We start from the raw sequence: 25,187 nt of genomic DNA on the forward strand, positions 1-25,187 counted from the left end.
ATCGAGTCTCGTTGCGCGAATCAGACGCCCAATTCCATCGATGCCAGTGCCGTGCCCTCGATGCGCGCACGGATCTTGGCGAACGCGGTCTCGCGTGAGGTGGAGGTGTCGTCGGCGAACGGCGAGAAACCGCAGTCGTCGCAGGTACCCAACCGTTCGACGGGCAGGAAGCGAGCGGCGAGCAGCACCCGGTCACGCACCTGTTCGGGTGTCTCGACCTGCGGGTCGATCGGGTCGGTGACGCCGATGAACACCCGTGCCTCGGCGGGCAGGTGCTCGGCCACCACGGCGAGCACCTTCTCCGGGTCCGGCTCGCTGGCGAACTGGAGGTAGAACGCGCCCACCCTTAATTGCAGCAGCTTCGGCAGCAATTCGACGTAGTCCACGTCCAGGCTGTGCGTGGAATCCTGGTCGCCGCCCGGGCAGGTGTGCACGCCGATCCTGGCCCGCTCCTCGTCCGAGAACCGGTCGAGCACCGTGTTGTTCAGTTCGATGAACTGGTCGAGCACGCCGCCGCTCGGATCGAGTTTGAGCGACAGCCGGCCCTCGGTGAAGTCCAGCTGCACCAGGTGCGCGCCCGCCTCCAAACAGCCGCGGATGTCGGCCTCGGCCGCGTCGGCGAGGTCTGCGAGGAACTGCTCGCGGGGGTAACCCTCGATCCCGTCGGCCGGATACAGCAGACTAAGCGCCGACGGCGCGATGACGGCCTGCTTCACCGGAACGGTGGCGTGCTGCCGCGCGTCGCGCAGATAGTCCGCCGCGTGCGCGGCATAACGGAACGGGCCGGAGGCCAGCCGGGGCAACTGTCTTTGGTGCCCGTCGGCGAACGGGATGACCGCCCCGTCCGGGGCCAAATTGTCCAGGCCCGCGATCGGATAGGTGGCGAAGCTCGGCTTGGACTGCTCGCCGTCGGTGACGACGGGAGAGCCGAGTTCCTCCAGACGACGGATGGTCTCGGCGACCGCGCGCCGCTGGAGTTCGGCGAGCGCGGCGGCGTCGCCGGAATCGTCGGCCATGGCGGCCAGCAGATCGTGAGGTCGAGGGATGCTACCGATCGGTTCCGTGGGGATGCTCACCGGGCGAGTGTACGTCCGCATGCTGCGATTTCGACGCGAAATGGATTGCGGCGGAATTTCACTCGCACCGATCACGAATTCCGTCCGACTCGCCTCGAGAATTGTCACCAGCATCGCGGCGATATTTTCCGAACCACCACAATCACGCAGCCAACGGGATGCCCAGGAATGCGAACGACCCCGGAGGCGAGTCCGGGGCCGTTCGACGACGTGCCGCGGATCAGCTGCGCCTTGACCGCTTCGGTCAGCTGCGGCGCGACGTTCGATCGATCAGCACCTGGCGGAGTACTTCACACCCCGACGTCAGTGTTCGCGGTGTAGATAACTCGTGTCCACGCTGATCATCCCGGTCAAGCGCCAAGCACCGCGTTCGAAAACCAGATCGCCGGACACCACAATCGGCTGCTTGCCCTGGTGGGCTCGGATAGCCCACTGGTAGTCCTCGCCGACGAGCGGTACGTGCACTTTGCGCAGACGTCCGTCCACATGTGTCGACAGCACGATGCTCGTGGCTTCTTGATCCTCGTCATCGAGGTCATCCCGGTTCAGGGTGCGCACCATACCGATCAAGGTCAGATGACGCGGCGGCTCCTCACGCCGAACCAATCGCTCTCGGACACGTGGCAATCCCGCCATCGCGTTGCGGTCGATCACAATCCGTGAGGTCTCGACCTCGGGTGGCCGCTCGCCGGCTGCCCAGTCGAAAGATAGATCGAGTGCGCGTAAGGCTTCGGGCTGCGTCAGGTCCAGCACCGACTCGACCAAACTGCCGCTCAGACCCAACTGCCCCGCATGATCGAGAGCGCGCTCGTCCCAGTCGAGTGCGAGTTGCCGCGCCGACTGCAGACCTGTCGCCAGCGTTGTCATCACCTTGCGCGGAAAAGGCACCGCTGGCATCCCGATCGTCTCCGATGACGGCATTTCGCCGAGACGAGTGACCACGGTGAACACGAAACTGCCGCGCTTGGTGTGTCCGAGACGAATGTCGTCTTCGAGAAAGTTCGTGACCACGGCTGATCTGCGCCCCCGGTGCGAGTGGGTTGGGTCGTCGGCGGTGGTCGCGGCGGCCTTCATCATCGTGAACAGGGCCTCCAAGGTGGTTTCGGCCTGCCGGAACGGGATAGTGCCGTCAGTCATTTCCTGGTCGAGTCGCACGAAGAACAAGTCAGCCCGAGCAGCCGCTATTTGTTCGACCAGTTGCGCCGGGTCCCAGTCATAGATAGTGGCGAGAGCTTGAAGTGTGTCCCGAAAACGCCGGGAGAAGTCGACGTAGTCGGTCGCCAAGGGCAACATGATCCGGCCCAGAAGGCCGTGCTCACCCGGAAGCCGCCAAATCTCCCTGACGTCTTGCTCGCGAACCTCGAGCTGCCAGTCATGGGTAGCGAGGTACTGGGACACAGCTGGGGGTGATAGCACGGACGCGACCTCCCGGAGGCTGTCGAGCGGAGCACTGTTCACCACTGACCTCCTTCGCCGATCGACTGCATGATTCCCCGCAGCCCGCCCACATCGAATAGATTACTTCTGGGTAGGTGGACCGTCTTGCTTGCTTTATCGTCCTCGATCTCACCGAGGTTCGCCGCATGTTCCCAATACATGCGGCTCGAAGTTCTGAGCCCGTCTTCGGAAAGGTCGAGCAGTTCGTCCGGGTCATCCGGTATGAGCAACACGCCGAGCAACGCCGGAACGAACCGCTTGGGATTCACCAGCTTCAGAAATCGGTCTCGTTCCAGCGACCATGCCATATAGCGCGTTCTGAGCAAGCGCCGCTGCGTCGTGCACTTGAGCTGCATTTCGATTTCAGGGCAGTAGTATCTCGCATAGCTCGCGGAAGCTACGATCGTGATGTCGACCCCGTCGTAGTCCGTCTCGTGACTTTTGATCGAACAGCCCGCAGCGGCGGCGACCATGCGCACGAAGGCAATACTGAACTGTTCCTGCCGCGCCGTGATCGGCAGACCGCCGTCCACGCTGGTCGCTAACTGAACACTGCCGCTGTCCACGACGTCGCTCATCGCCCCCCTTGCCCCCATCCTGCAGTGCAGCAACGCCCGCCAACTGTAGCTCAAAACCGTTGCCGGAGCTCATGTTCGGATGAGAAAACGAAAGTGGCCCCGACCATTCGGTCGGGGCCACTTCGATCGCTCCGAGCGTGTCAGCCCTTGTGCGACTTGACCGCTTCGGTCAGCTGCGGGGCGACGTTGAACAGGTCGCCCACGATGCCGTAGTCGGCGATCTCGAAGATCGGCGCCTCTTCGTCCTTGTTGACCGCGACGATGGTCTTCGAGGTCTGCATGCCCGCGCGGTGCTGGATCGCGCCGGAGATGCCGAGGGCGATGTACAGCTGCGGCGAGACCGTCTTACCGGTCTGGCCGACCTGGAACTGGCCCGGGTAGTAGCCCGAGTCGACGGCGGCGCGCGAAGCGCCGACCGCCGCGCCGAGCGAGTCGGCCAGCGCCTCGACGACCGAGAAGTTGTCGGCGGAGCCGACGCCGCGGCCACCGGAGACCACGATGCCCGCCTCGGTGAGTTCCGGACGGTCACCGGCCACGACCGGCTCCCGCGAGGTCACCTTGACCACGCCGTCTTCCTGCGCGGGCACCTCGACGGTCACCTTCTCGCCCGCACCGGCCTGCGCCGAGGCCTCGACGGCGCCCGGGCGGACCGAGATCACCGGAACATCGCCGGTCACCTTGGCGTCGACGGTGAACGCGCCACCGAAGATGGAGTGCACCGCGGTGCCGTCGGACTTCACGTCGATGACGTCGACCAGCAGGCCGGAGCCGATGCGGGCGGCCAGGCGACCCGACACCTCCTTGCCTTCGGCGGTGGCGGCGACGATGACGGCGGCGGGCGAGACCGACTCGGTCAGCGCGGCCAGCACGTCGACCTTCGGGGTCACCAGGTAGTTCTCCACATCGTCGGACTCGGCGATGTAGATCTTCTCGGCGCCCGCGGCGGCCAGCGCGTCGGCCAGCTTCTCGCCGGTGCCCGCCGTGCCGAGCACGACGGCGGCGGGCTCGCCCAGAGCGCGAGCCGCGGTGAGCAGTTCGGTGCTGACCTTCTTGATCGCACCCTCGGCGTGCTCGACGAGCACGAGTACTTCAGCCATTTGTTCTCTCCTAGGAAGTCTGCAGGCGCTACCGAGATCAGATGATCTTCTGGCCGATCAGGTACTGGGCGATCTTGGTGCCGCCGTCGCCCTCGTCCGCGATCTTCTCGCCCGCGGTGCGCGGAGGCTTCGGCGTGGCCGCGGTGACGGTGGAGCCCGCGTTCGCGACGCCCACGGTCGACGGGTCGACGCCCAGGTCGGCCAGCGTGAAGGTCTGCACTTCCTTCTTCTTCGCGGCCATGATGCCCTTGAAGGACGGGAAGCGCGGCTCGTTGATCTTCTCGGTGACGCTGACGATGGCCGGCAGGGTCGCCTCCAGCTTGAACACGCCTTCGTCGGTCTCGCGCTCGCCGGTGACCTTGTCACCGTCGACGGTCAGCTTGCGCAGGTGGGTCAGCTGCGGGAGGCCGAGGTATTCGGCGATGATCGCGGGCACGGCGCCCGCGCGACCGTCGGTGGCCTCGTTACCCGCGATGACCAACTCGACACCCTCGACCTGACCGAGCGCACTCGCCAGCACCCAGGCCGTCTGCACGGCGTCGGAGCCGTGGATGGCCGGGTCGTTGATGTGGATGGCCTTGTCGGCGCCCATGGACAGCGCCTTGCGGATGGCCTCGGTGGCGCGGTCGGGACCGGCGGCCAGCACGGTGACCTCACCGCCCTGGGCTTCCTTGATCAGCAGCGCTTCTTCGACCGCACGCTCGTTGATCTCGTCGAGGACGGCGTCGGCGGCCTCGCGATCGAGCGTGTAGTCACCGTCGGTGAGTTTGCGCTCCGACCAAGTGTCGGGAACCTGCTTGATGAGTACGACGATGTTCGGCATCGGTCTTCGTCGACCTCCTGTTCTGGTTACACGTAAATGGTGGTCGCACGAGCTGCGCCGTACGCCCGGGTGGGTGGCTCAGGCCGTGACATTACCTTACGTTAAGTTACCCGTGGGTAACTTAGTGGCTTCTCTCTCACAAGTGGGTACCACGCGTTACAGTGCCCCGGTTCGGCGACCCCGGGTCCGGCCTGCCCGAGCCGCCCTTCCGGGTCGACCGGGTGGGGTGTTTCCCGCGGAGGCGGTGCCAGTAACGTCGGAGTGATGAGCGAGGCTGTGATCCCTGCCGCAGTGGGCGACCCGTCCGGCATCTCCGTGGACACCGAGGCCGCCGTCGGCGCCGTCGAACCACTGCCGCTGACCGGCGAGCGCACTGTTCCCGGCATCGCCGAGGAGAACTACTGGTTCCGCAGGCACGAGATCGCCTACGCCCGCCTGCTGGACCGCTGCGCCGCAAAGACCGTGCTGGAGGCTGGTTCCGGCGAGGGCTACGGCGCGGACATGATCGCGAGCGTGGCCACCAAGGTGATCGGCGTGGACTACGACACCAGCGCCGTCGAGCACGTGCGCGCGCGCTACCCCCGCGTGGAGATGATCCAGGGCAACCTCGCCGAGTTGCCCCTGGAGGACGCCTCGGTCGACGTCGTGGTGAACTTCCAAGTGATCGAGCATCTCTGGGACCAGTCCCAGTTCCTGCGCGAGTGCCTGCGGGTGCTGCGCCCCGGCGGCGAGCTGCTGATCAGCACGCCCAACCGGATCACCTTCTCCCCGGGTCGCGACACTCCGCTCAACCCGTTCCACACCAGGGAACTGAACGCGGCCGAGCTGACCGAATTGCTGGTCGACGCCGGTTTCGAAGTCGCGCAGATGGTCGGTGTGCACCACGGTCCCGGCCTGAAAGCGTTGGACGCCAAGCACGGCGGGTCGTTCATCGACGCCCAGATCGAACGGGCGCTGGCGGGCGAACCGTGGCCCGCGCAACTGACCGCGGACGTCGCGAGCGTCACGGTGGACGATTTCGTGCTGGTCGCCGCGGACATCGACGCGAGTCTGGATCTGGTCGCCATCGCGGTGAAGCCTTGACCGATCGCAGTACCGTGCCCGGCGGGCACGCCGTGAGCCCCGTGCCGGGCCAGTTCACCTTGGTCCTGCACTCCCACCTGCCCTGGCTGGCCCACCACGGCCGCTGGCCGGTCGGCGAGGAATGGCTCTACCAGTCCTGGGCAGCGTCCTACCTGCCCCTCGTCGAGGTCCTGCGAACCCTTGCGACCGAAGGACGTTCGCATCTGCTCAGCCTCGGCATCACGCCGGTGCTCGCGGCCCAGCTGGACGACCCGCACTGCCTGGCGGGCATGCACCACTGGCTGGGCAACTGGCAGCTGCGCGCCGACGAAGCCGCCATGGCGGGCAATGTCGCGCTGGGCAGGCACGAACACCGCTTGGCCGCCGCCGCCCTGGCCGAGTTCGAGCAGCATTGGCGGCACGGCGCGGCGCCGGTCTGGCGGGCGCTCATCGATGCGGAGACCATCGAACTGCTCGGCGGCCCGCTGGCCCACCCGTTCCAGCCGCTGCTGGATCCGCGGATGCGCCGGTTCCAGCTCACCGAGGGCCTCGCCGACGCGCGGCACCGGTGGGGTCACACACCGACGGGCATCTGGGCGCCGGAATGCGGATACACGCCCGGCATGGAGGTCGGCTACGCCGCCGCCGGTGTGACGCATTTCATGGTCGATGGCCCCGCGCTGCGCGGCGACACGACGCTCGGTCGTCCGGTTCGGGATTCCGACGTGGTCGCGTTCGGCCGCGATCTGCAGGTGAGTTACCGGGTCTGGTCCCCGAAATCCGGCTACCCGGGCCACGGCGCCTACCGTGACTTTCATCACTACGACCATGCGACGGGTCTCAAACCAGCGCGGGTCACCGGCAAGACCGTGGCGGGCCCGGACAAGGCTCCCTACGATCCGGAACTGGCCGCCGCGGCCGTGGCGCGGGACGTGGACGACTTCGTGCGGACCGTGCGCGAGCGGTTGATCGCCGAGTCCGACCGGATCGGCCGGCCCGCCCTGGTCGTAGCGGCGTTCGACACCGAACTGTTCGGCCACTGGTGGCACGAGGGGCCGCAGTGGTTGGCGCAGGTGTTGCGCGCGCTGCCGGAAGCGGGCGTCACGGTGGGCACCCTCGCCGACGCGCGAACACGCGGCTACCTGGGCGAACCGGTACCACTGGCCGACTCGTCCTGGGGTTCGGGCAAGGACTGGCGGGTGTGGGCCGGCGAGCAGGTGCGTGATCTGGTCGAACTCAACGACGACATCGTGCGACTGACCCTGGACACCATCGATAAGATGCGCGCCGCGCAGGGCGGCGCACCCGGGCTGCGCGACCACGTCGCCGATCAGCTGTTGCGCGAGGCGATCCTCACCGTCTCCAGCGACTGGGCGTTCATGGTGAGCAAGGACTCCGCCGCGGGTTACGCGCGCGACCGGGCGCACCGCCACGCGCACGCGGTCCGGGAAATCGCCGCGGCCGTCGGGGCGGGCCAACTCGCGAAAGCACGGCAGTTGGCGGCAGGATGGGGGGCAGCTGACGGACTCTTCCCCGGCGTGGACGCGCGACGACTCACCTCCGCGGGGTCCGTACCCAGCGCCACCGGGGCAGTATCCGCCGCCGTGCCAGGACCGGGCTCCGCCACCGCGGACCACGGGCCGGTTCCGGCGGACCCGGGCTCGGCCGCAGAAGGACTTGCATGAAGATTTTGATGGTGTCGTGGGAGTACCCGCCGGTCGTGGTGGGCGGGCTCGGCAGGCACGTGCATCACCTCGCCGTCGAACTGGCCGCGGCCGGTCACGAGGTGGTCGTGCTGTCCCGGCGTCCCTCCGGCACCGACGCCGCGACCCATCCCACACACTCCTACATCGCCGAGGGCGTGCTGGTGGTGGCGGTCGCGGAGGACCCTCCGGTCTTCGACTTCGGCGAGGACATGCTCGCCTGGACGCTGGCCATGGGGCACGCGATGGTGCGCGCGGGCGTCGCGCTCGGCAAGCCGGGCATCGGGGACGGCTGGACGCCCGACGTGGTGCACGCGCACGATTGGCTGGTCGCCCACCCCGGCATCGCCCTGGCCGAGTACTACGACGTGCCGCTGGTGTCGACCATCCACGCCACCGAGGCGGGGCGGCACAGCGGCTGGGTCGCGGGCAAGGTCAACAAGCAGGTGCACTCGGTGGAGTGGTGGCTCGCCAACGAGTCCGACGCGCTGATCACCTGTTCGTCGTCCATGCAGGACGAGGTCGAACGGCTCTACGGTCCGGAGCGGATCCCAATGACGGTGATCCGCAACGGAATCGATGTGGGCGCGTGGACTTTCCGCCCGCGCTCGCCGCGCAGCGGTCCGCCTCGGTTGCTCTACGTGGGCAGGCTCGAGTACGAGAAGGGCGTTCAGGACGCGATCGCCGCGCTGCCCCGCATCCGCCGCGCCCATCCCGGCACCACCCTGACCGTCGCGGGCGTCGGCACCCAGTTCGAGTGGTTGCGCGAGCGCGCCCGAGTGCACCGCGTGGCCCGTGCGGTGACCTTCGCCGGTCAGCTCGACCACTCCGAACTGCTCGGCTGGCTGCACGGCGCCGACGCGATCGTGCTGCCCAGCCGGTACGAACCCTTCGGCATCGTCGCGCTCGAGGCGGCCGCGGCGGGCACCCCGCTGATCACCTCGACGGCGGGCGGCTTGGGCGAGGCGGTGATCGACGGCGTCACCGGCGCCTCGTTCGCGCCCGCGGACGTCGACGGCTTGGTCGAGGCGGTCCGCGCCACCCTCGACGACCCGGCCGCCGCGCAGCAGCGGGCCTACGCCGCCCGGGAACGGCTCACCGCCGATTTCGCGTGGGACGTGGTGGCCGCGGAGACCGCCCAGGTGTATCACTCGGCCAAGCGGCGGGTGCGCAACCCGCTGGGCCGTCCCTCGATCGTGGAACGTCCGCTGCCGGAACGCGATCCGAAGTAATCTCGGCCCGGCTAGGCCGCGAACTTCTTGACGATGCGCTCGACGGTGAGCCAGGTGCGAGTGGTGATGTCCTTGCCGTACGTCTTCTCCAGCCACGCCATGAAGTCCGGCGTCTTGCCCGGCTCGCTGTTGTCGATGATCGCCAGGAAGGCGCGCGCGGCCTCGTCGTAGCCGACGACCCGGGTAAGCGGATCGGAGTGCTCGGGCAGGCTGGTCGGCGGCTCGGCGGTGTTCTTGAGGAACGTCGCGATCAGGTACGTGCCTCGCCCGTGGGTCAGACCGTGGAACGGGTCGGTGTCGAGCAGCGCACGCAGCTCGTCGTGGCTGCGGATGATCGTGCCGCCGCCGATCCCCAGCTCCCGGATCAGCGCCTGCTGGATGCGATCCTCGAGCTCGGGCACGTCGGACTCCGCGGTGTGGAACACGATATTGCCGCTGGCCAGTACCGAACCGACGCCTTCGAAGCCGAGCGAGTCGAAAACCCCGCGCAATTTGGCGTTGCTCATGTTCGGATTGCTCGGCATGATCCCGCGCAACAGCGCGGCGTAGGCAGTCATAGCGCCGAACCTACTCGCCCGCACCGACGAATCCGGGCCTCGACCGGGCAGCCTCAGGTCTGCGCTCGGATCGGAGGTGCGGGCGTGGGGAACCCGAGCAGGCGACACTCATCCAGCTCTACCCGTCAGGCGGTCTGCGTGGCGCCGTTCTTCTTGCGCGCGATGTCCTCGAGCGCGGCGAGGTATTCGGCACGCTGCTCGGCGCCCGCCTCCCAGGCCGCCTTGCGGTTCTTGACGACCTTGGCCGGTGCGCCGACGGCGATGCTGTAGTCCGGGATCTCGCCCTTGACCACGGCGTGCGCGCCGAGCACGCAGCCGCGGCCGACGCTGGTCTCGCGCAGCACGGTCACCTTGGCGGCGATCCAGGTGTCGGGGCCGATGCGCACCGGGCTCTTCACGATCCCCTGGTCCTTGATCGGAACGTTGATGTCGTCCATCTTGTGGTCGAAGTCGCAGATGTAGCACCAGTCGGCGACCAAGGTCGATTCCCCGATCTCGATGTCGAGATAGGTGTTCACGACGTTGTCCTTGCCGAACACCACCTTGTCACCGATGCGCAGCGAACCCTCGTGGCAGCGGATCGCGTTGCCGTCGCCGATGTGCACCCAGCGGCCGATCTCCATGCGGGCCAGTTCCGGGGTGGCGTGGATCTCCACGCGACGGCCGAGGAAGACCATGCCGCGCAGCACGATGTGCGGGTTCGCCAGGCGGAACTTGAACAGCCGGTAGTAGCGCACCAGATACCAGGGCGTATACGCCCGGTTCGCGAGCACCCAGCGCAGCGACGCCGGCGTCAGAAAACGCGCCTGCTGCGGATCCCGGCGGCGCGATCCCCGCCAGCGCGAGCGCAACGGTGCGCCCCACATGCTCGTCACGAACGGTTCTCCTGTCGTGGTCCTACCGGCCGTCGCCCGCCTCACCGGCGACGTGTAGAGCCTATCGCCCGCGGTGAGCGCCACGACGAGCACCCGCGACGAGAACGCCGGGACGCGTGCACCCGCGCGCGGGCCTCCCGTACAGTGACTCGTGCGCCGGAGAGGGCGACGGCGAACGCCAACGACGACAGGAGTGCGGCAGGTGCGAAGCGGCGGCGTACTGGCTACTTCCATGTGGCGACCGTCCCGGAAACGTGCCGTGGCCGCGCTGGCCGCGCTGGCCGCGGTCGGCGCGCTGGCATTGGCCGGATGCGGCACCGATTACGACGACATCACCGTCGGCACCGGCAAGGGCTGGACCGCCGCGTATCACGACGGCCGCAACAGCGGCACCGGTCCGGTCACCGGATCGCGGGAGCTGGAGCTGAGTTGGCAGCGGCCGGTCGGCGGCCCGATCGCCCAGCCGATCACGCTGGGGCCCGACAGCCAGCTGTTCGTCACCACCCGCCTGCAGAACTGCTCGATCTTCTCCTTCCAGATGGCCACCGGCCGTAAACGGTTCTGCAACGCCTTGGGCCCGAGCGCGATCTCCGCGCCCTCGTCGGTCGACGGGATGACCAACGTCTACGTCGGCGACGACAGCAGGGTGATCTCGTTCAACTACCTGGGGCAACCACGGTGGGCCACGCCCGTCGCGGGAACGCCGGCCTCGGTGCAGTTCACCGGTGACGGAAAGCTGCTGACCGTCACGCGATCCGGCCAGGTCGACGTGCTGTCGAGGCAGACAGGCGACCGGACGGTGCCGACCGTACAGTTGCTCGGCGAACCGGACTTCCTCGTGCACGCGGGCCTCAGCTGGCCCGACGCGAGCCAGGGCCTGGACGAGTGCGCCACCGGCGGGCCGCAGTGCCCCGTCGCGACCATCTCCGCCGTCGACGCCGACAGTGGCCGCTTCTATGTGACGCTCTGGCAGCCGGGGCGGCCCGCGGCGGCCGTGGTCGCGTTGCGCTACACCGGCGAGAAGATCGTGCGGGAGTGGAGCGCCGAACTGCTGCTCGGCGGCAGCGCGACCAGCCCGGCCCTGTCCGCCGACGGCGCCACCCTCTACGTGGGCGACAACAACAACCGCCTGATCGCCCTGGACACCGCCGACGGGCGAACCAAGTGGGTCCACCGGCTGGACTGGACGCCGCGCGGGGGCATCTCGGTGTCGGACGACGGCCTGATCATCCCCTCCGGCGACGACGGCTACCTGCTCGGGCTGCGGGACAACGGCGACGCGGTGGAAACCGTCTGGGAGCGCAAGGATCTGGCGTTGCGCGGCTCCGCGGCGCAGACCGCGGGCGACACCGGCTACGCCGTCGCGGCGATCGGCGACGGACTGAACCTCGTCACCTTCGACACGCAGACCGGGGCCACCCTCGACTCCGACGTGCTGCCGGGCGCGAAGGGCACCACCACCGGCACGTCGGTCGGCGCGAAGGGCGAGGTCGTGGTCGCCACCCGCATCGGCGAGATCTTCGCGTTCGCGCCGGAGAAGTAAGCACCGTCGGTTCTCTCACAGGTGGGCCGCCGCAGCGAGACTCGCCGTCGCGAAACTCCCGGCGTAGCGCGACGCAGCCGGATCGTCACGGGGTGGAACAGAGAAAGACCGTCGCGGCGCGGCCGATGCGTGTGATCACCAGCGTGTGCGGTTGAGTGCCACGGAGTTTGAGGCGCGAACGGAGCGCGTCGGGGTCGATATCCACGCCTCGCGTGAGGATTTCGAGTGGGCCGCAGTCGCGGCGATGGAGTTCGGCGCGGAGGGATTTCTCGCGGAAGTCCATGCGGTCGAGGATACGGAAGCCACGCACCCCCTCGGGGACGGTGTCGCCGGTGAGGTAGGCGATGCGCGGATCCAATTGCCACAAGCGATGTTTCGCGGCGTAATGACGGACGAGTCCGGCACGCACCACGGCGCCGTCCGGGTCGATGATCCATTGCCCCGGCGGGCGCTCCTCGATGACGTCGGGTTCGGCATCGGTGATGGTCCACGCGCCGCCCTTGGACGAGAGCACCCTCGCACGACGGGTTACTCCGGCCTCGGCGAGCCCCGGAGACCACAGGCACGCCTCACGCACCGAGCCGTCGAGCGAGACCACCTCGACCTCGCCGGACCAGTCGAGCCGGTCGAAGTCCAAACCGGGAGCGCATTTCACGGCGATATCACGGGCGGCGTAGGCCGCGAGCAGATCCGGCAGCGGCGGTTGGAGCTTGGCCGGGTCGTGCGTGCGGCGGCCGTCGGCGCGCCGGGCCGGGTCGGCGATGATCACGGTGTCGCGACTGCTCGGGCGCAGCGCATCCGCCCTTAGCAACAGGACATTTCGAGTTCGCGCCGAGGGATCGGCGACGGAGGCGAGCGAGTCCCGCTCCCCCGCCGCGAGCCGGTGCGCCCCCAGATTGTGCGCGGCGATCGCCAGCCGCACCTCGTCGAGATCGCTGCCGAGCACCGCCGGGCACACCCGGGCCAGCTCGACGAGTTCGGCTCCGATCGAGCAGGTGACGTCGTGCACCGTCCGCCCGGCCAGCCGGGTGGCCCGCTGCCGTGCCACGAGCGTCGGGGTGGCCTGCTGAAGCGCGTCGTCGGTGAAAAGCCACTGTCCGGCGTCGAGGAGCTTCGCGGCGGCTCTGCGCCGCAATCGCACGGTCTCGATCAGGGCCGCCGCCCGGTCGCCGTGCGCGCGACGCACGAGCTCGAGATCCCGCAGGTGCGTCGCCGGCGTGAGCGCCAGCCGCTCCGCCTCGGCCAGCGCGTCCCGGCCGATCGCGCTACCGAGGTACCCGACATCATCACGGGTGAAGCGGTAGCCCACTACCGAGCTCCCGCAGTTGTCCGCACCGTACCGACCAGCCTTGGTCCGGGTGTCGGGACCGTCACCCGAGTTGTCGCGACGACCCGGCTCGGGTTTCCGGCGCGGGTCATCTCAACGGCGACCTGTTCCCGCATTTCTGTGGCGATCCCGTGAGCCTCGGTCCGGTCACCGTTGCGGTGGCGCCCCATCTCCGGGTTCCGACGCGCAGACGCGGGCCGTTTCACCTGGGCAACATGGTCGCTGCCCAGGTCGGCGACGCGGTCGCGACAGGTAGCGCGGCCCACTACTTTCCGGTGGAGCTCGGCTTCACGCCGGTGATCATGGCGTTGTAGAAGAACTGGCGCGGCACCACACGGCGCATGACGTTCTCGTCCACCCAGCTCAACCCCAGCCAAGCGCGGTACATCGCCATCCGGTAGCGCCAGGTGAGCTTCTCGGCGGGCACGGCCGCCTCGAAGGTGCGCACCGGCCAGCCCCACAGCGCGGCCGCGAATTCCTCGGTCTTGGCGGCCACCTCGACGGCGCCCGCCGAGCGGGCCATCGCCTCCAGGGCGCGCGGATCGAAGGTGTGCAGGTCGACAACCGCCTCCAGGGCCGCCGCGCGCGAGGACTCGTCCAGCTCCTCCTGCGGACGCCGCCAGTCGCTGAGCATCGGCAGCTTGGTGACCGTGGTGGTGGCCTTCCAGGTGATCCGGCCCAGCCAGCGCGCGTAGAAGTTGCCGACCGTGGTCGGCTCACCGGCGAAGACGAAGCGGCCGCCCGGCTTGAGCACGCGCAGGCACTCCTTGAGCGCCAGCTCGACGTCGGGGATGTGGTGCAGCACCGCGTGGCCGACCACGAGATCAAAGGTGTCGTCGTCGTAGGGGATGGTCTCCGCGTCGGCGACCCGGCCGTCCACGTCGAGACCGAGGTGCTGCGCGTTGCGCAGCGCGACCTTGACCATGCCCGGCGACAGGTCGGTGACCGAGCCGGACTTCGCCACGCCCGCCTGCATCAGGTTCAGCAGGAAGAAGCCGGTACCGCAGCCCAGTTCCAGCGCCTTGCCGTAGGGCAGCGGCGCGGGACCCACGGCCAAGTCGAACCGGCCGCGCGCGTACTCGATACAGCGCTCGTCATAGGAGATGGACCATTTGTCGTCGTAGGTCTCGGCCTCCCAGTCGTGGTAGAGAACCTGGGCCAGCTTCGTATCCTTGAGCGCTGCTTCGACCTCTGCCTCGGTGGCGTGCGGGTTCGGCGCGGGGTCGTCGGGACGTACCGTCATGGTCGGCAAGCCTACCCAAATCCGCAGTTGACGCCTGCTATCGCCCCACGAATTCCGCCGACCCCGGACCGTCGGCCAGATAGGAACCTGTTCCTATCAGGCGATCTTCCGTCGTGAACAGGGCCGACCATTCGCCACGGGCGCGATCGAGGCCGTGCGGACCTGCTTCGAAGACCGCTTTGGCGGCGGCCAGCGCGCGGGCGGGACCGTCGGCGAACTGGCGCGCCCACCGCGTCGCGGCGGTGTACACGTCGTCGGGCGCGACGACCTCGTCGACGAGGCCGAGCGCCTTCGCCTCGTCCGGCTCGACGAAACGACCGGTGTAGACGAGGTCCTTGGCCGGGCCCGGTCCGATCAGCAGGGCGAGCCGACGGATGCCCGCGAGCGGGATCAAGCCCGTCTTGATCTGCGGCAGACCCAGCTTGACGTTGTCGCCGATGACGCGGCGGTCGGCGCCCAGCGCCAGCTCCAGCCCACCGCCGAGGCAGTAACCGCTGATCGCCGCGACCGTGGGCTGCGGGATTCGGGCCAGGCAACCGAGGTCCTGCTGCAGGTCGGCCGCCATCGCGGCGGCCTGATCACTGCCGAGACCGAACAGTTCGGCCACGTCGTCACCCGCTGAGAACACCCGTTCGTCGCCGTACACGACCACCGCGGCAACGCCCGGGTCCGCGGCGACGGCGTCGGCCGCCTCGGCCAGTTCCCGCACCAGCTGCGCGTTCAGCAGATTCATCGGCGGGCGGGCGAACCGCAGGACGGCCACGCCGCGCGCGGCATCGCCCTCGGGCAGCTCCAGGGTCACGAATTCGGCCATGGCAGGCCACGCTACCGGGTGCGCACCGGCACCAGCGGTCAGGCCCGACGACGGCGAGCGGCGGCACGCGGCATTCGCCGGAGGCAAGAACGCGCCCACCCTCCATATGGGGCAGGGGCACTTATTCGCCCACCCCGCCCGTCAGGGCCGCGCGGAACCCTTGAGGCGCCCGGCGTCGGGGAGATCGGCGAAGTAGCGGTGGTTGTCCGGGAAGGAGAGCAACCGTCTGCCGTCCGAATCGGCCAGTACCGGCAGAATCGGATCGATCGCCCGCTGCGCTGCCAGGATGTCGGCGGTGGAGTGGAATTCGCCGAGTTCGACCAGTTGTGTCCAGGTCGGCGGCAGCAGCACGTCGGCGCCCGAACGCCAGCGCGCCAGCGCTTCGGCGGGGGTGCTCCACCGCACCTCGGCCGCCTCGGATGTGGCGCCGTCGGCGAGTTGCCCCTCCGGGAGGATGGCGACGAAGAACCGGGTGTCGTAGCGGCGCGGCTCGATGACCGGGGTAATCCAGTTCGCCCACGGCCGTAACAGATCGGCGCGCAGGACGAGTTCCTCCTCGGCGAGAAAGGATGCCAACGACAGTTCCCTGCGCTCCAGCCTGCCGCGCGCGTCCCGGTAACCGGTGGTGTCGGAGACGACGCTGTCGGCGGTCGGGCCTGCCAGCAGCACGCCGCACTCCTCGAACGTCTCCCGGACAGCCGCGCAGACCAGCGCCTTGGCCCTGGCCTCGGTGGTGGCGAACCGCTCGGCCCACCACGCGGGCTCGGGCCCGGACCAGGCGATGTCCGCGGTCCCGTCGGACGGGTCGACGCCGCCGCCGGGGAACACGGTCATGCCCGCGGCGAACGCCATGGCGCCGACTCGGCGCTGCAGGAAGATCTCGGGCCCGTCGGCGCCGTCGCGCACCAGCATCACCGTCGACGCGTCTTTGATCGGTTGCTGAGAGTCTGCCTGCGGTTCTTTCTCACTCACCCCTGCACCCTAACGCGCGCTTGGTGAGCGACGAAGACCGTCCGAGTCAGCGGGTGCGGTGCCGGCCCGCGCGGCGCGAGCGGCGCGCGAAGTAACGTCCGTCGACTCGATCCAGCGCGATCGATTGACGGAAGGCGTCGCTGAGGTTCTCCGAGGTGAGCACGTCGGACAGCAGTCCCTGCGCGACCACTTCGCCCTCGTTGAGCAGCAGGCCGTGGGTGAAGCCGGGGGGAATCTCCTCCACGTGATGGGTGACGAGCACGATCGCGGGGGCGTCCGGGTCGGCGGCGAGATCGCCGAGCCGCTCCACCAGTTCCTCGCGGCCGCCCAGGTCCAGGCCCGCCGCCGGTTCGTCGAGCAGCAGCAGCTCGGGATCGGTCATCAGCGCGCGGGCGATGAGCACCCGTTTGCGCTCGCCCTCCGACAGCGTGCCGTAGGTGCGGTCCGAGAGATGTTCGGCGCCGAGGCTTTCCAGCATGTCGATGGCGCGGTCGGTGTCCACCTCGTCGTAGCGCTCCCGCCAGCGGCCGAGCACCGCGTAGCCCGCGGACACCACCAGGTCGCTGACCTTCTCATCGATCGGAACCCGGCTGGCCACCGCGGCCGAGGACAGGCCGATGCGCGGACGCAACTCGTTGATGTCCACCTTCCCGATCCGCTCCCCGAGCAGATGGGCGACGCCCGCGGTGGGGTGCATCTCGGCGGCGGCCATCCGTAGCAGCGAGGTCTTGCCCGCGCCGTTGGGGCCGAGGACCACCCAGCGTTCGTCGAGTTCGACCTGCCAGGTGACCGGACCGACGAGGGTATGGCCCGAGCGGCGGACGGTCACGTCGGTGAAATCGATGAGCAGATCGGGATCCGGTTGCGGCACGCGCTCCATCTTGGCCCACCTGAGGGGACACTTGCCAACGCGGGGAGGGAAAACCGAGCCGGTCGGTCGGATCTACGCCGGAACGCCGCCGTCACGGCCGCGTCGGCCGCCTCACCGACACGCCCACGACGGGGGTCGCCGCAGGAGGTTTCACCAGGATCGGGCGGGCACCGCGATCACCGTCATCGAGCCGGGCGCCACTTCGGTGAATCCGGCGTCGCGCACGGCGACCGCACCGCCCTCGGCCACTTGCGCGGCCAGCGACGCCCAGCGCGGCGGGTCGGCTTCGCGCACCGCGCACCTGAAGCCCAGTTCCGCCCAGCGCAGCGCGTGCTCGACCGGCAGCGCACCGGCCAGCAGCATGCTCGCGTGACCCACCTGCGCGGCCGTCTTGCCCAGCGTCATCCCGAGCGCGGCGTTCACCCACAGCACCGGCAGGAGCGGATCGGGCGGCTCGGGAGCGTCGTGCTCGAGATCGGTGCCGCCGATTTGCAGACGCTTGATCCGCGGATCGACCTCGCCCACCGGTCCGGGGACCAACGCGCGCGCCTGCGCGCCGTCGATCTCGACGGTGACGCCCGGCACCGCGCAGGTCGCCTGCCACTGTGCGCCGCGCGCACGCCGGGCCACCTTGCGAATGCGCGACCGCTTCCATGCGAGATACGGCTGTTCCCACTCACCGCCGGGCCCGACCCGCTCGTCCAGGCACAGCGCCACCGCCGCGGCCGCGGCCGCGGCCAGCAGCGCGCTGCGCGGGGGCGGATCGGCCTTGGGCAGGTGCAGGACCATCTGCATCGCTTGCACCATGGCGGGGTCGTCCGGATCGCCCGCGCCGTGGTAGCCGCGCGCCAGCTCAGCGTGCCGGGTATGGAATGTCGCGATATCCGATGTCGCCGCGGCGAGGTCGGATGGCGGGGCGGCCGTGGAAAGCTCTGCGCCGCGCCCGACTTCGGCGCCGCATTCCGGAATGCGCGTCATCACTACACCTCGATCGTCAACGAAAACGTCCGGGCCGGTGCCAAGCCCTGGTCCCACGGACGCGTGTACTCCAACTTCAACGGGGTGACATCGGCCGCGACTCCATGCACCTGTCCTCCGATCGGCGAATGATCAACTCGCGGCGAGCCTACCGAGCGGCGATCTGCGCAGCGGCAGGCCGCGTGTAGTCCGAGTGCTAGGTTCCGGACCGCTCACCCCAGGGGAACGCGGCGCAGCAGGCCGTCCCTGGCGTCGGCGGCCTCCACCTCGTGCCGGGTGACCCCGAGGATGAACAGGACGGCGTCCAGGTACGGATGCGAGAGCGCGGCGTCGGCGACCTCGCGCAGCGCGGGCTTGGCGTTGAAGGCGACCCCGAGCCCCGCGGCGTTGAGCATGTCGATGTCGTTGGCGCCGTCACCCACGGCGACGGTCTGTTCCATCGGCACCCCGGCCTCGGCCGCGAACTTGCGCAGCGCGGTCGCCTTGGCCGCACGGTCGACGATCTCGCCGACGACGCGGCCGGTCAGCTTGCCGTCGATGACCTCCAGCGTGTTCGCCTGCACGAAGTCCAGCTCCAGTTCGTGCGCCAGCGGCTCGATCACCTGCCGGAAGCCGCCCGACACCACGCCGCAGCGGAAACCGATCCGGCGCAGGGTGCGAATGGTGGTGCGCGCGCCGGGGGTCAGCTCGATCCGGTCGGCCACTTCCTCGATCACCGACTCGTCCAGCCCGGCCAGCGTCGCGACCCGCTGCCGCAGCGATTCGGCGAAGTCGATCTCCCCGCGCATCGCGGCCTCGGTGACCTTGCGGACCTCGTCCTCCACGCCCGCGTGCGCCGCGAGCATCTCGATGACCTCGCCCTGGATCAGCGTGGAGTCGACGTCGAACACGATCAGCCGCTTGCCCCGGCGGGCCAGCCCGGCCCGCTCCACCGCGACATCCACCTGCTCGGCCACGGCGACCTCGGCCAGCGCCGTGCGCAGCCGCGAGTCGGTGTCCGGGCCGGAGTCGGTCGCGGTGACCAGCAGCTCCATGCCGGTCACCGGGTAGTCGGCGATGCCGCGGATGGTGTCGATGTTGGCGCCCAAGGCGGCCAGTTGCCGTGACACCGCGCTGAACGCCCGCGCGGTGACCGGGCTACCGAGGATCACCACCGCGTGCGTGGACATCGGCTGCCTGCCGATCGCCGCGCCCACCTCCACGTCGACGTGCATGCCGACGGTGTTCATGGCCTCTTCGAGTTCGTCCTGCAACGCCTCGGCGTCGGTCGGGCAGGTGACCAGGACGCCCAGGGTCAGCCTGCCCCGGATCACGACCTGCTCCACGTCCAGCAGGCTCACGTGGTGCCGGGACATGGCGGCCAGCAGCACGGAGGTCACACCGGGGCGGTCGGGTCCGGTGACGGTGACGAGGACGGTGGTGTCGGCCAACTGATGCGCTCCATGTTCGATGTTCGCCGTCGCTGTGCTGGACGTCGTTGTCGCAACGCACGGTGCGTACTGATCTCCACAAACGAGTGTGCACCCGCTGGTGACCAGCGGGTGCACACTCGTCGCGATGCATCCTACGGCGGGGCCGGACGTCGCCCGTCCATTGCCCCGGGCGCGGAAACGCCCTACTTCGCCAGGACGTTCGGCTCGTGCAGCTCGGTCGCGTGCTTGCCCGCGCCCCAGCCCACGTGGGCCTCGGCGCGCATGCGCTCGACCATGTGCGGGTAGTGCAGCTCGAACGCGGGGCGCTCGGAGCGGATGCGCGGCAGCTCGTAGAAGTTGTGCCGCGGCGGCGGGCAGGTGGTGGCCCACTCGAGGGAGTTGCCGTAGCCCCACGGGTCGTCCACCGTGACCACCTCGCCGTAGCGGTAACTCTTGAAGACGTTCCACAGGAACGGCAGCATCGACGCGCCGAGCACGAAGGCGCCGATCGTGGAGACCGTGTTCAACGTCGTGAAGCCGTCGCCGGGCAGGTAGTCGGCGTAGCGGCGCGGCATGCCCTCGGCGCCCAGCCAGTGCTGGACCAGGAAGGTGGTGTGGAAGCCGATGAAGGTCGTCCAGAAGTGCCACTTCGCCAAGCGCTCGTCCAGCATCCGGCCGGTCATCTTCGGGAACCAGAAGTAGATGCCCGCGTAGGTGGCGAACACGATGGTGCCGAAGAGCACGTAGTGGAAGTGCGCCACGACGAAGTACGAGTCGGTGACGTGGAAGTCCAGCGGCGGGCTGGCCAGGATGACGCCGGACAGACCACCGAAGAGGAAGGTGACGATGAAGCCGATGGAGAACAGCATCGGCGACTCGAAGGTGAGCTGACCGCGCCACATGGTGCCGATCCAGTTGAAGAACTTCACACCGGTCGGGACCGCGATGAGGAAGGTCATGAACGAGAAGTACGGCAGCAGCACCGCGCCGGTCGCGTACATGTGGTGCGCCCACACCGCGATGGACAGCGCGGCGATACCCAAGGTGGCGTAGACCAGCGTGGTGTAACCGAAGATCGGCTTACGCGAGAAGACCGGGAAGATCTCCGAGACGATGCCGAAGAACGGCAGCGCGATGATGTACACCTCGGGGTGGCCGAAGAACCAGAACAGGTGCTGGTAGAGCAGGATGCCGCCGGTCGCGGGGTCGTAGATGTGGCCACCGAGGTGACGGTCGTAGGCGAGGCCGAACAGCGCGGCGGTCAGCAGCGGGAAGGCCAGCAGCACCAGGACGCTGGTGACGGCGATGTTCCAGGTGAAGATCGGCATCCGGAACATGGTCATACCGGGAGCGCGCAGGCAGACCACGGTGGTCAGCATGTTCACGCCACCGAGGATGGTGCCCAGACCGGACACCGCCAGGCCCAGGATCCACAGGTCGGTGCCGACGCCGGGCGAGTGCAGGATGTCGGTGAGCGGCACGTACGCCGTCCAGCCGAAGTCCGCCGCGCCGCCCGGGGTGATGAAGCCCGCGGTCGCCATGCTGGCGCCGAACGCGTACAGCCAGTAGCTGAAGGCGTTCAGGCGCGGGAAGGCGACGTCGGGGGCGCCGATCTGCAGCGGAAGGATGATGTTGGCGAAGCCGAACACGATCGCGGTCGCGTAGAACAGCAGCATGATCGTGCCGTGCATGGTGAACAGCTGGTTGAACTGCTCGGTCGAGAGGAACTGCAGGCCCGGCCTGGCCAGCTCACCGCGCATCAGCAGGGCCATCAGGCCACCGATGAGGAAGAAGCCCATCGACGTGGTCAGGTACATGACACCCAGGACCTTGGGGTCCGTGGTGGTGACCATCTTGTAGATGAACGAGCCCTTCGGCCCGGTCCGAGCCGGATAAGGCCGAGTCGCTTCCAACTGAGGGACTGGCTGGGGCTCTACGGCAGTCACTGATCCTCCTGAAAGGTGCCTTCAATTCGCTCCGCAGGCTCCGCTGATCGCATCCATCCCCGTGTCGGGACAGACGACAGTTCGCTTGCGCTCCTCGAATCGTAAACCCGCGCCTCCCGAGCCGACCGAACGGGTCCTACTCTCTGTCGTATTTGTTTGGCGGCGCCTGCGGCGCGGCCTGTTCGCGGCGCTCTCGTGGCTGGCGTTCGAGCGGCCGCCGCTTGCTCCTTCATAGCGTACGCGGCGGGCCGGGGCGTTCCGTGTCACCGATGAGTTCCGTGGGCGGCGGCCGTCTGTATCGGTGACACGACTTCCCTCTCAGCCAGGAGACCAGCGATGACGACACCGAATAGCCGCAAGCCCGGCGATCCCTGTTGGGTGGATCTGTACACCTCCGACCTCGATAGGAGTATCGCGTTCTACCGCGACCTGTTCGACTGGACCGCCGAGAGCGCGGGCGAGGAGTTCGGCGGGTATGTCACCTTCCGCAAGGACGGGCGCGCGGTGGCGGGCGCGATGGCCAGGATGCCCGGCGACACCGACAGCCCGGAGCAGTGGACGGTGTATCTCGCCAGTCCGGATGCGCGGGCCACCGCCGACGCGGCGACTGCGGCGGGGGCATCGCTGGTCGTGCCGCCGATGGCGGTGGGCGAGCTGGGCACGATGGCCGTGCTCGGCGACGTCGGAGGCGCGGGCGTCGGCATCTGGCAGGCCGGGACGTTCCCCGGGTTCGAAGCCATGGGCCTGATATCGGGCGGCCAGTGGCGCGACCACGCGGGCGCGCCGTCCTGGTTCGAGTTGCACACCCGCGCCTACGCCGCCTCGCTGGCGTTCTACCGGGAAGTCTTCGGGTGGTCGGACGTCTTCACCGTCTCCGACGCTCCTGAGTTCCGTTACTCCACCATCCACGCCGAGAGCCCGATGCTGGGCGGGGTCATGGACGCCTCGGCATTCCTGCCCGCGGGCGCCCCCGCGGGGTGGACCATCTACTTCGGCGCCGACGATGTAGACAAGTCCGTCGAACGCGTCGTCGAACTCGGCGGCTCGGTACTCTCCCCGCCCGAGAACACCCCCTACGGCCGCATGTCCGCGGTCACCGACGCCACCGGCGCCCGCTTCAGCATCGGCGGCAACCGGGCCTGAAGCCGAACGGCCCGCACGGATCCGGTGTTCGCCGAGATATTCCGTGCGGGCCGGTATCGATGGTGTCACACCGGATTCGCGCGCGCGAACTCCGCCATAGCTGATTCGATCCTCTCGACAACCACCGGATTCGCACCGGCGGATTCTTCGAATCTCGTGGTCAATTCGTCGCACAACGCGACGAACTGCTCGTCTTCGGGATCGGTGAACAACCTCATCTCCGCGATGTTCCGCGCTCCGAGATACGGATTCCGGTATTGTCCGGCGACAGCGTAGGCCTCGTTCAGACAGATCAGGAAAACTCCCGCCATCGGACGTTCGAATACTTTTCTCTGCTGGAAGAACCGCATCAACCCGTCGGCTATCCGGTCGGCGCTCGCCAAATCGATGGCGTCGGCATCCAGCCCCGCGATTTCATCGGCCACGCTGTCCAGCGCCTCCGATCGCAGCCGTTCGAATGCGGTGTATCCGTCCCGCGATGTGACGATTCCGCCGGCGTGCCGGGCACGGACAGCATGGACCGCGAGCGCGTAACTGGAGGATTCACCGCAATATACCCGGCCGCAGAAACGCACCATCTCGGTCAGGTCGAGCCGCAATCGCACGAGTGGATCCTCGACAGAGTCCTCCCCCTGCCTGGCAGCAGCGACCAACTCGCGCCGTCGTATGCCCATCTCCGCACCCCGTTCGAGTGAATTACATGGTCGCGCAGGCGAACCACTCGTTGTCCCGCGGCTCAGTATAGACAGTCAGGATGTCGTTGCCGCGGTTCGTGTCGTAGGCGAGTTTCGCCCTGCTACTCGTGCCGTGGTACTGAAGAATATTCACTTTGTGGCCGGGCTTGTTTCCGTCTCGGGGAAATCCGAAACTCACCAGACGGTCGACGCAGTCCAGAAATGCTTGCGGGTTGAGAAATGGATCATGGCCACCGTCGATCATGTGGCGCAGCGCGTAGCAGCGCAGCTGCATCTTGGAGCCGTTGGGATGAACCGCGCCGTATAGGATGTGATTGTCGCTCATCGTGCTGCCGTCCGCATCGCACGCCGCCATCTCGGCGGTGAACTTCTTGTAGTCGAACGACGAACCCGGCGGCGGCGTGGCATACGCCGCGGCACCGGCGGCCAAAGTCCAGGCAGCGATCGAAAGAACGAGCACGAGCCGACTGAAGTGCACTCTCATTATTCCCCCTCGTTGCGTCGCGTAACTCCCCGTCCGCGACCTCGCTGAAACATTAACACGAGCGGCATGCAGCGGAAAGCACAGCGGGGCAGCGGGACCGACGAACCCGCTGCCCCGAACCTGGCACACCGACGTCCACGGCTCCGACCTCACCCAAGGGACGACCGGCGCCGACATGTACCCTCACTCGCATGCCGGTGAGCGACGTTTTGCATGTACGCGGCCGAATTCGCGCGGTCCGGTCCCGCAACAGCGTGGGGGGTCACCGGTTTCGGGCGGTCGTGGCCGGGTGCGCCGCGCTCCTCGTGGCCGGGTGCGGCGGCACCACCGACGACGCCGCCTCCATCGTGCGCACCACCACCAATATCGCGGGCGCGGGCGTGGTGGGACTCGAGCGTGACACCACCCGGGCATGCGCGCTGCCGAGCGCACCGGATCCGGCGGGCGAGGCCATCCGCAGCGTCACCCATGCGGCGGGCGTCTCCGAGGTGCCCGCCGACCCGCAGCGCGTCGTAGTGCTCAGCACCTCCGCGTTGGACGCGGTCTGCGCACTCGGTCTGTGGGAGCGAGTCGTGGGCACGGTAACGATGGACGGGCCCAGCCCGCAGCCGGCCTACCTCGGCACCGGCGTGCTGAAGATCCCCGCCGTAGGCACCGCCGCGCAGCCCGACCCGGCGCGGATCGCAAGCCTGCGCCCCGACCTGATTCTGGGCGAGATCCCCACGCAGTCGGCGAGTTTCGCGGCGCTGCAGGCCATCGCCCCGACGGTGCTGGTCGGCTCGAGCGATAGCTGGCAGGCCGAATTCGCGGCGTACGCGGCGGGTTTGGGGCGTCGCGGCGCGGCGGAGACCGCGCTGCAGAACTACCGCACCGAGGCGCGCGACACCGGTATGGCGCTGGCGGCGGGCCAGACCCAGGCGTCGGTCGTCAGGTTCACCGCCGACGCCGAGCGGGTGCAGGGTGGCGACAGCTTCTCCGGCCAGGTGCTCGCCGACGCGGGCGTGCAGCGTCCCTCGGCTCAGCGCGGCGCTTCGTTCGACGTGCACGAGGACGCGTTCGCCACGAAGGTGGAGGGCGATTTGATCTACGTGATCCTCGCCGGCCCGGAGGGCGAGAAACACGCTGAAGCGGTGCTGCGCACCGACGAGTGGAAGGAACTCGGCGCCGCCACCGATCGCCGGGTGTTCGCCGTGGAAGACAGCGTCTGGCACGGCGATGGCCTCACCGCCGCCCGCGCCCTGCTCACCGATCTGCGCAATACGCTGAACGGCTACGTGACCGACTGACCGCTGCCCACCCCCTTGGGTGCGGTTTCGCCC

General features: G+C 68.6%; 23 protein-coding genes. 6 read left to right on the forward strand and 17 right to left on the reverse strand.

Annotation, left to right across the window (positions count from 1 at the left end; translation table 11 throughout):
- Positions 1–20: 20 nt before the first annotated feature.
- The 5 genes from NA8_RS01780 to NA8_RS01800 form a co-directional block, all read right to left on the reverse strand.
- Positions 21–1,076 (reverse strand): cobalamin-independent methionine synthase II family protein, encoded by a 1,056-nt coding sequence (locus tag NA8_RS01780; protein ID WP_063048744.1) that lies wholly within the window; start codon positions 1,074–1,076, stop codon positions 21–23.
- Between the two features lie 303 nt (positions 1,077–1,379).
- On the reverse strand, positions 1,380–2,474 hold the full coding sequence (locus tag NA8_RS01785) for a hypothetical protein (RefSeq protein WP_063048745.1): 1,095 nt from the start codon (positions 2,472–2,474) through the stop codon (positions 1,380–1,382).
- A 56-nt stretch (positions 2,475–2,530) separates the two neighbouring features.
- Complete coding sequence (locus tag NA8_RS01790) at positions 2,531–3,091, reverse strand: DUF4365 domain-containing protein (protein WP_063048746.1); 561 nt, start codon at positions 3,089–3,091, stop codon at positions 2,531–2,533.
- Between the two features lie 140 nt (positions 3,092–3,231).
- Positions 3,232–4,188: an electron transfer flavoprotein subunit alpha/FixB family protein gene (locus NA8_RS01795; protein WP_040868613.1), complete on the reverse strand. Its 957-nt coding sequence runs from the start codon at positions 4,186–4,188 to the stop codon at positions 3,232–3,234.
- A gap of 37 nt (positions 4,189–4,225) precedes the next feature.
- Positions 4,226–5,011 carry an electron transfer flavoprotein subunit beta/FixA family protein gene (locus NA8_RS01800; RefSeq protein ID WP_063048582.1) on the reverse strand — a complete coding sequence of 262 codons (786 nt, stop codon included), beginning with the start codon at positions 5,009–5,011 and terminating at the stop codon, positions 4,226–4,228.
- Positions 5,012–5,275: 264 nt separating this feature from the next.
- Between NA8_RS01800 and NA8_RS01805 the strand changes: the two genes are divergently transcribed.
- From NA8_RS01805 to NA8_RS01815, 3 genes are read left to right on the forward strand one after another with little or no spacing between them, the layout of a single operon-like run.
- On the forward strand, positions 5,276–6,094 hold the full coding sequence (locus NA8_RS01805) for a class I SAM-dependent methyltransferase (protein ID WP_245663635.1): 819 nt from the start codon (positions 5,276–5,278) through the stop codon (positions 6,092–6,094).
- Entirely contained in the window at positions 6,091–7,758 is a 1,668-nt protein-coding gene (locus NA8_RS01810; protein WP_245663636.1) for a 1,4-alpha-glucan branching protein domain-containing protein, read from the forward strand. Before NA8_RS01805 ends, NA8_RS01810 begins: the two co-directional genes overlap by 4 nt.
- Positions 7,755–9,008: a glycosyltransferase family 4 protein gene (locus NA8_RS01815; RefSeq protein ID WP_063048584.1), complete on the forward strand. Its 1,254-nt coding sequence runs from the start codon at positions 7,755–7,757 to the stop codon at positions 9,006–9,008. The genes NA8_RS01810 and NA8_RS01815 overlap by 4 nt, the downstream gene beginning before the upstream one ends.
- Positions 9,009–9,019: 11 nt before the next feature.
- Here the strand turns inward: NA8_RS01815 and NA8_RS01820 are convergent, their stop codons facing one another.
- Positions 9,020–9,565 (reverse strand): DUF1697 domain-containing protein, encoded by a 546-nt coding sequence (locus NA8_RS01820; protein WP_063048585.1) that lies wholly within the window; start codon positions 9,563–9,565, stop codon positions 9,020–9,022.
- A gap of 125 nt (positions 9,566–9,690) precedes the next feature.
- A complete protein-coding gene (locus NA8_RS01825) occupies positions 9,691–10,440 on the reverse strand; it encodes an acyltransferase (protein ID WP_063048586.1) in 750 nt (249 codons plus the stop codon).
- Positions 10,441–10,672: 232 nt separating this feature from the next.
- On the opposite strand from NA8_RS01825, the gene NA8_RS01830 reads away from it, so the two are divergent.
- Positions 10,673–11,983, forward strand: a complete 1,311-nt coding sequence (locus NA8_RS01830) for an outer membrane protein assembly factor BamB family protein (RefSeq protein ID WP_063048587.1) — start codon at positions 10,673–10,675, stop codon at positions 11,981–11,983.
- Positions 11,984–12,068: 85 nt separating this feature from the next.
- Here the strand turns inward: NA8_RS01830 and NA8_RS01835 are convergent, their stop codons facing one another.
- The 8 genes from NA8_RS01835 to ctaD form a co-directional block, all read right to left on the reverse strand.
- Positions 12,069–13,292, reverse strand: a complete 1,224-nt coding sequence (locus NA8_RS01835) for a THUMP-like domain-containing protein (protein WP_063048588.1) — start codon at positions 13,290–13,292, stop codon at positions 12,069–12,071.
- Positions 13,293–13,575: 283 nt separating this feature from the next.
- Positions 13,576–14,553 (reverse strand): class I SAM-dependent methyltransferase, encoded by a 978-nt coding sequence (locus tag NA8_RS01840; RefSeq protein WP_063048589.1) that lies wholly within the window; start codon positions 14,551–14,553, stop codon positions 13,576–13,578.
- 37 nt (positions 14,554–14,590) lie between these two features.
- Positions 14,591–15,367 carry an enoyl-CoA hydratase-related protein gene (locus NA8_RS01845; RefSeq protein WP_063048590.1) on the reverse strand — a complete coding sequence of 259 codons (777 nt, stop codon included), beginning with the start codon at positions 15,365–15,367 and terminating at the stop codon, positions 14,591–14,593.
- A 141-nt stretch (positions 15,368–15,508) separates the two neighbouring features.
- Positions 15,509–16,279 carry an NUDIX hydrolase gene (locus NA8_RS01850; RefSeq protein WP_169810446.1) on the reverse strand — a complete coding sequence of 257 codons (771 nt, stop codon included), beginning with the start codon at positions 16,277–16,279 and terminating at the stop codon, positions 15,509–15,511.
- A gap of 106 nt (positions 16,280–16,385) precedes the next feature.
- A complete protein-coding gene (locus NA8_RS01855) occupies positions 16,386–17,219 on the reverse strand; it encodes an ABC transporter ATP-binding protein (RefSeq protein ID WP_063048592.1) in 834 nt (277 codons plus the stop codon).
- A gap of 141 nt (positions 17,220–17,360) precedes the next feature.
- Positions 17,361–18,188 carry an aminoacyl-tRNA hydrolase gene (locus tag NA8_RS01860; RefSeq protein WP_084466440.1) on the reverse strand — a complete coding sequence of 276 codons (828 nt, stop codon included), beginning with the start codon at positions 18,186–18,188 and terminating at the stop codon, positions 17,361–17,363.
- 212 nt (positions 18,189–18,400) lie between these two features.
- Complete coding sequence (serB, locus tag NA8_RS01865) at positions 18,401–19,618, reverse strand: phosphoserine phosphatase SerB (protein WP_063048593.1); 1,218 nt, start codon at positions 19,616–19,618, stop codon at positions 18,401–18,403.
- 185 nt (positions 19,619–19,803) lie between these two features.
- Positions 19,804–21,546 carry an aa3-type cytochrome oxidase subunit I gene (gene ctaD, locus NA8_RS01870; RefSeq protein WP_084466441.1) on the reverse strand — a complete coding sequence of 581 codons (1,743 nt, stop codon included), beginning with the start codon at positions 21,544–21,546 and terminating at the stop codon, positions 19,804–19,806.
- Positions 21,547–21,882: 336 nt separating this feature from the next.
- On the opposite strand from ctaD, the gene NA8_RS01875 reads away from it, so the two are divergent.
- Positions 21,883–22,689, forward strand: a complete 807-nt coding sequence (locus NA8_RS01875; RefSeq protein ID WP_063048595.1) for a VOC family protein — start codon at positions 21,883–21,885, stop codon at positions 22,687–22,689.
- Positions 22,690–22,754: 65 nt separating this feature from the next.
- On the opposite strand, the gene NA8_RS01880 is transcribed toward NA8_RS01875, so the two are convergent.
- Both NA8_RS01880 and NA8_RS01885 read right to left on the reverse strand, forming a co-directional pair.
- Positions 22,755–23,294 (reverse strand): hypothetical protein, encoded by a 540-nt coding sequence (locus NA8_RS01880; protein WP_157106468.1) that lies wholly within the window; start codon positions 23,292–23,294, stop codon positions 22,755–22,757.
- A 91-nt stretch (positions 23,295–23,385) separates the two neighbouring features.
- Complete coding sequence (locus NA8_RS01885; RefSeq protein WP_169810441.1) at positions 23,386–23,868, reverse strand: hypothetical protein; 483 nt, start codon at positions 23,866–23,868, stop codon at positions 23,386–23,388.
- Positions 23,869–24,059: 191 nt separating this feature from the next.
- Here NA8_RS01885 and NA8_RS01890 point away from each other — a divergent pair, with 191 nt between their 5' ends.
- On the forward strand, positions 24,060–25,154 hold the full coding sequence (locus tag NA8_RS01890) for an ABC transporter substrate-binding protein (protein WP_084466442.1): 1,095 nt from the start codon (positions 24,060–24,062) through the stop codon (positions 25,152–25,154).
- Positions 25,155–25,187: the final 33 nt, after the last annotated feature.

This window comes from Nocardia arthritidis NBRC 100137 (genome assembly GCF_001612765.1).
GTDB lineage: Bacteria > Actinomycetota > Actinomycetes > Mycobacteriales > Mycobacteriaceae > Nocardia > Nocardia arthritidis.

What these genes read in the sequence shown, in the direction of transcription:
- NA8_RS01885 (WP_169810441.1), bottom strand. Translation starts at nt 23,868, where the DNA reads ATGAGAGTGCACTTCAGTCGGCTCGTGCTCGTTCTTTCGATCGCTGCC.
- NA8_RS01820 (WP_063048585.1), bottom strand. Translation starts at nt 9,565, where the DNA reads ATGACTGCCTACGCCGCGCTGTTGCGCGGGATCATGCCGAGCAATCCG.
- NA8_RS01815 (WP_063048584.1), top strand. Translation starts at nt 7,755, where the DNA reads ATGAAGATTTTGATGGTGTCGTGGGAGTACCCGCCGGTCGTGGTGGGC.
- NA8_RS01890 (WP_084466442.1), top strand. Translation starts at nt 24,060, where the DNA reads ATGCCGGTGAGCGACGTTTTGCATGTACGCGGCCGAATTCGCGCGGTC.
- NA8_RS01795 (WP_040868613.1), bottom strand. Translation starts at nt 4,188, where the DNA reads ATGGCTGAAGTACTCGTGCTCGTCGAGCACGCCGAGGGTGCGATCAAG.
- NA8_RS01790 (WP_063048746.1), bottom strand. Translation starts at nt 3,091, where the DNA reads ATGAGCGACGTCGTGGACAGCGGCAGTGTTCAGTTAGCGACCAGCGTG.
- NA8_RS01850 (WP_169810446.1), bottom strand. Translation starts at nt 16,279, where the DNA reads ATGCTGGTGCGCGACGGCGCCGACGGGCCCGAGATCTTCCTGCAGCGC.
- NA8_RS01860 (WP_084466440.1), bottom strand. Translation starts at nt 18,188, where the DNA reads ATGACGCGCATTCCGGAATGCGGCGCCGAAGTCGGGCGCGGCGCAGAG.
- NA8_RS01840 (WP_063048589.1), bottom strand. Translation starts at nt 14,553, where the DNA reads ATGACGGTACGTCCCGACGACCCCGCGCCGAACCCGCACGCCACCGAG.
- NA8_RS01805 (WP_245663635.1), top strand. Translation starts at nt 5,276, where the DNA reads ATGAGCGAGGCTGTGATCCCTGCCGCAGTGGGCGACCCGTCCGGCATC.
- NA8_RS01875 (WP_063048595.1), top strand. Translation starts at nt 21,883, where the DNA reads ATGACGACACCGAATAGCCGCAAGCCCGGCGATCCCTGTTGGGTGGAT.
- NA8_RS01845 (WP_063048590.1), bottom strand. Translation starts at nt 15,367, where the DNA reads ATGGCCGAATTCGTGACCCTGGAGCTGCCCGAGGGCGATGCCGCGCGC.
- NA8_RS01830 (WP_063048587.1), top strand. Translation starts at nt 10,673, where the DNA reads ATGTGGCGACCGTCCCGGAAACGTGCCGTGGCCGCGCTGGCCGCGCTG.
- NA8_RS01800 (WP_063048582.1), bottom strand. Translation starts at nt 5,011, where the DNA reads ATGCCGAACATCGTCGTACTCATCAAGCAGGTTCCCGACACTTGGTCG.
- NA8_RS01855 (WP_063048592.1), bottom strand. Translation starts at nt 17,219, where the DNA reads ATGGAGCGCGTGCCGCAACCGGATCCCGATCTGCTCATCGATTTCACC.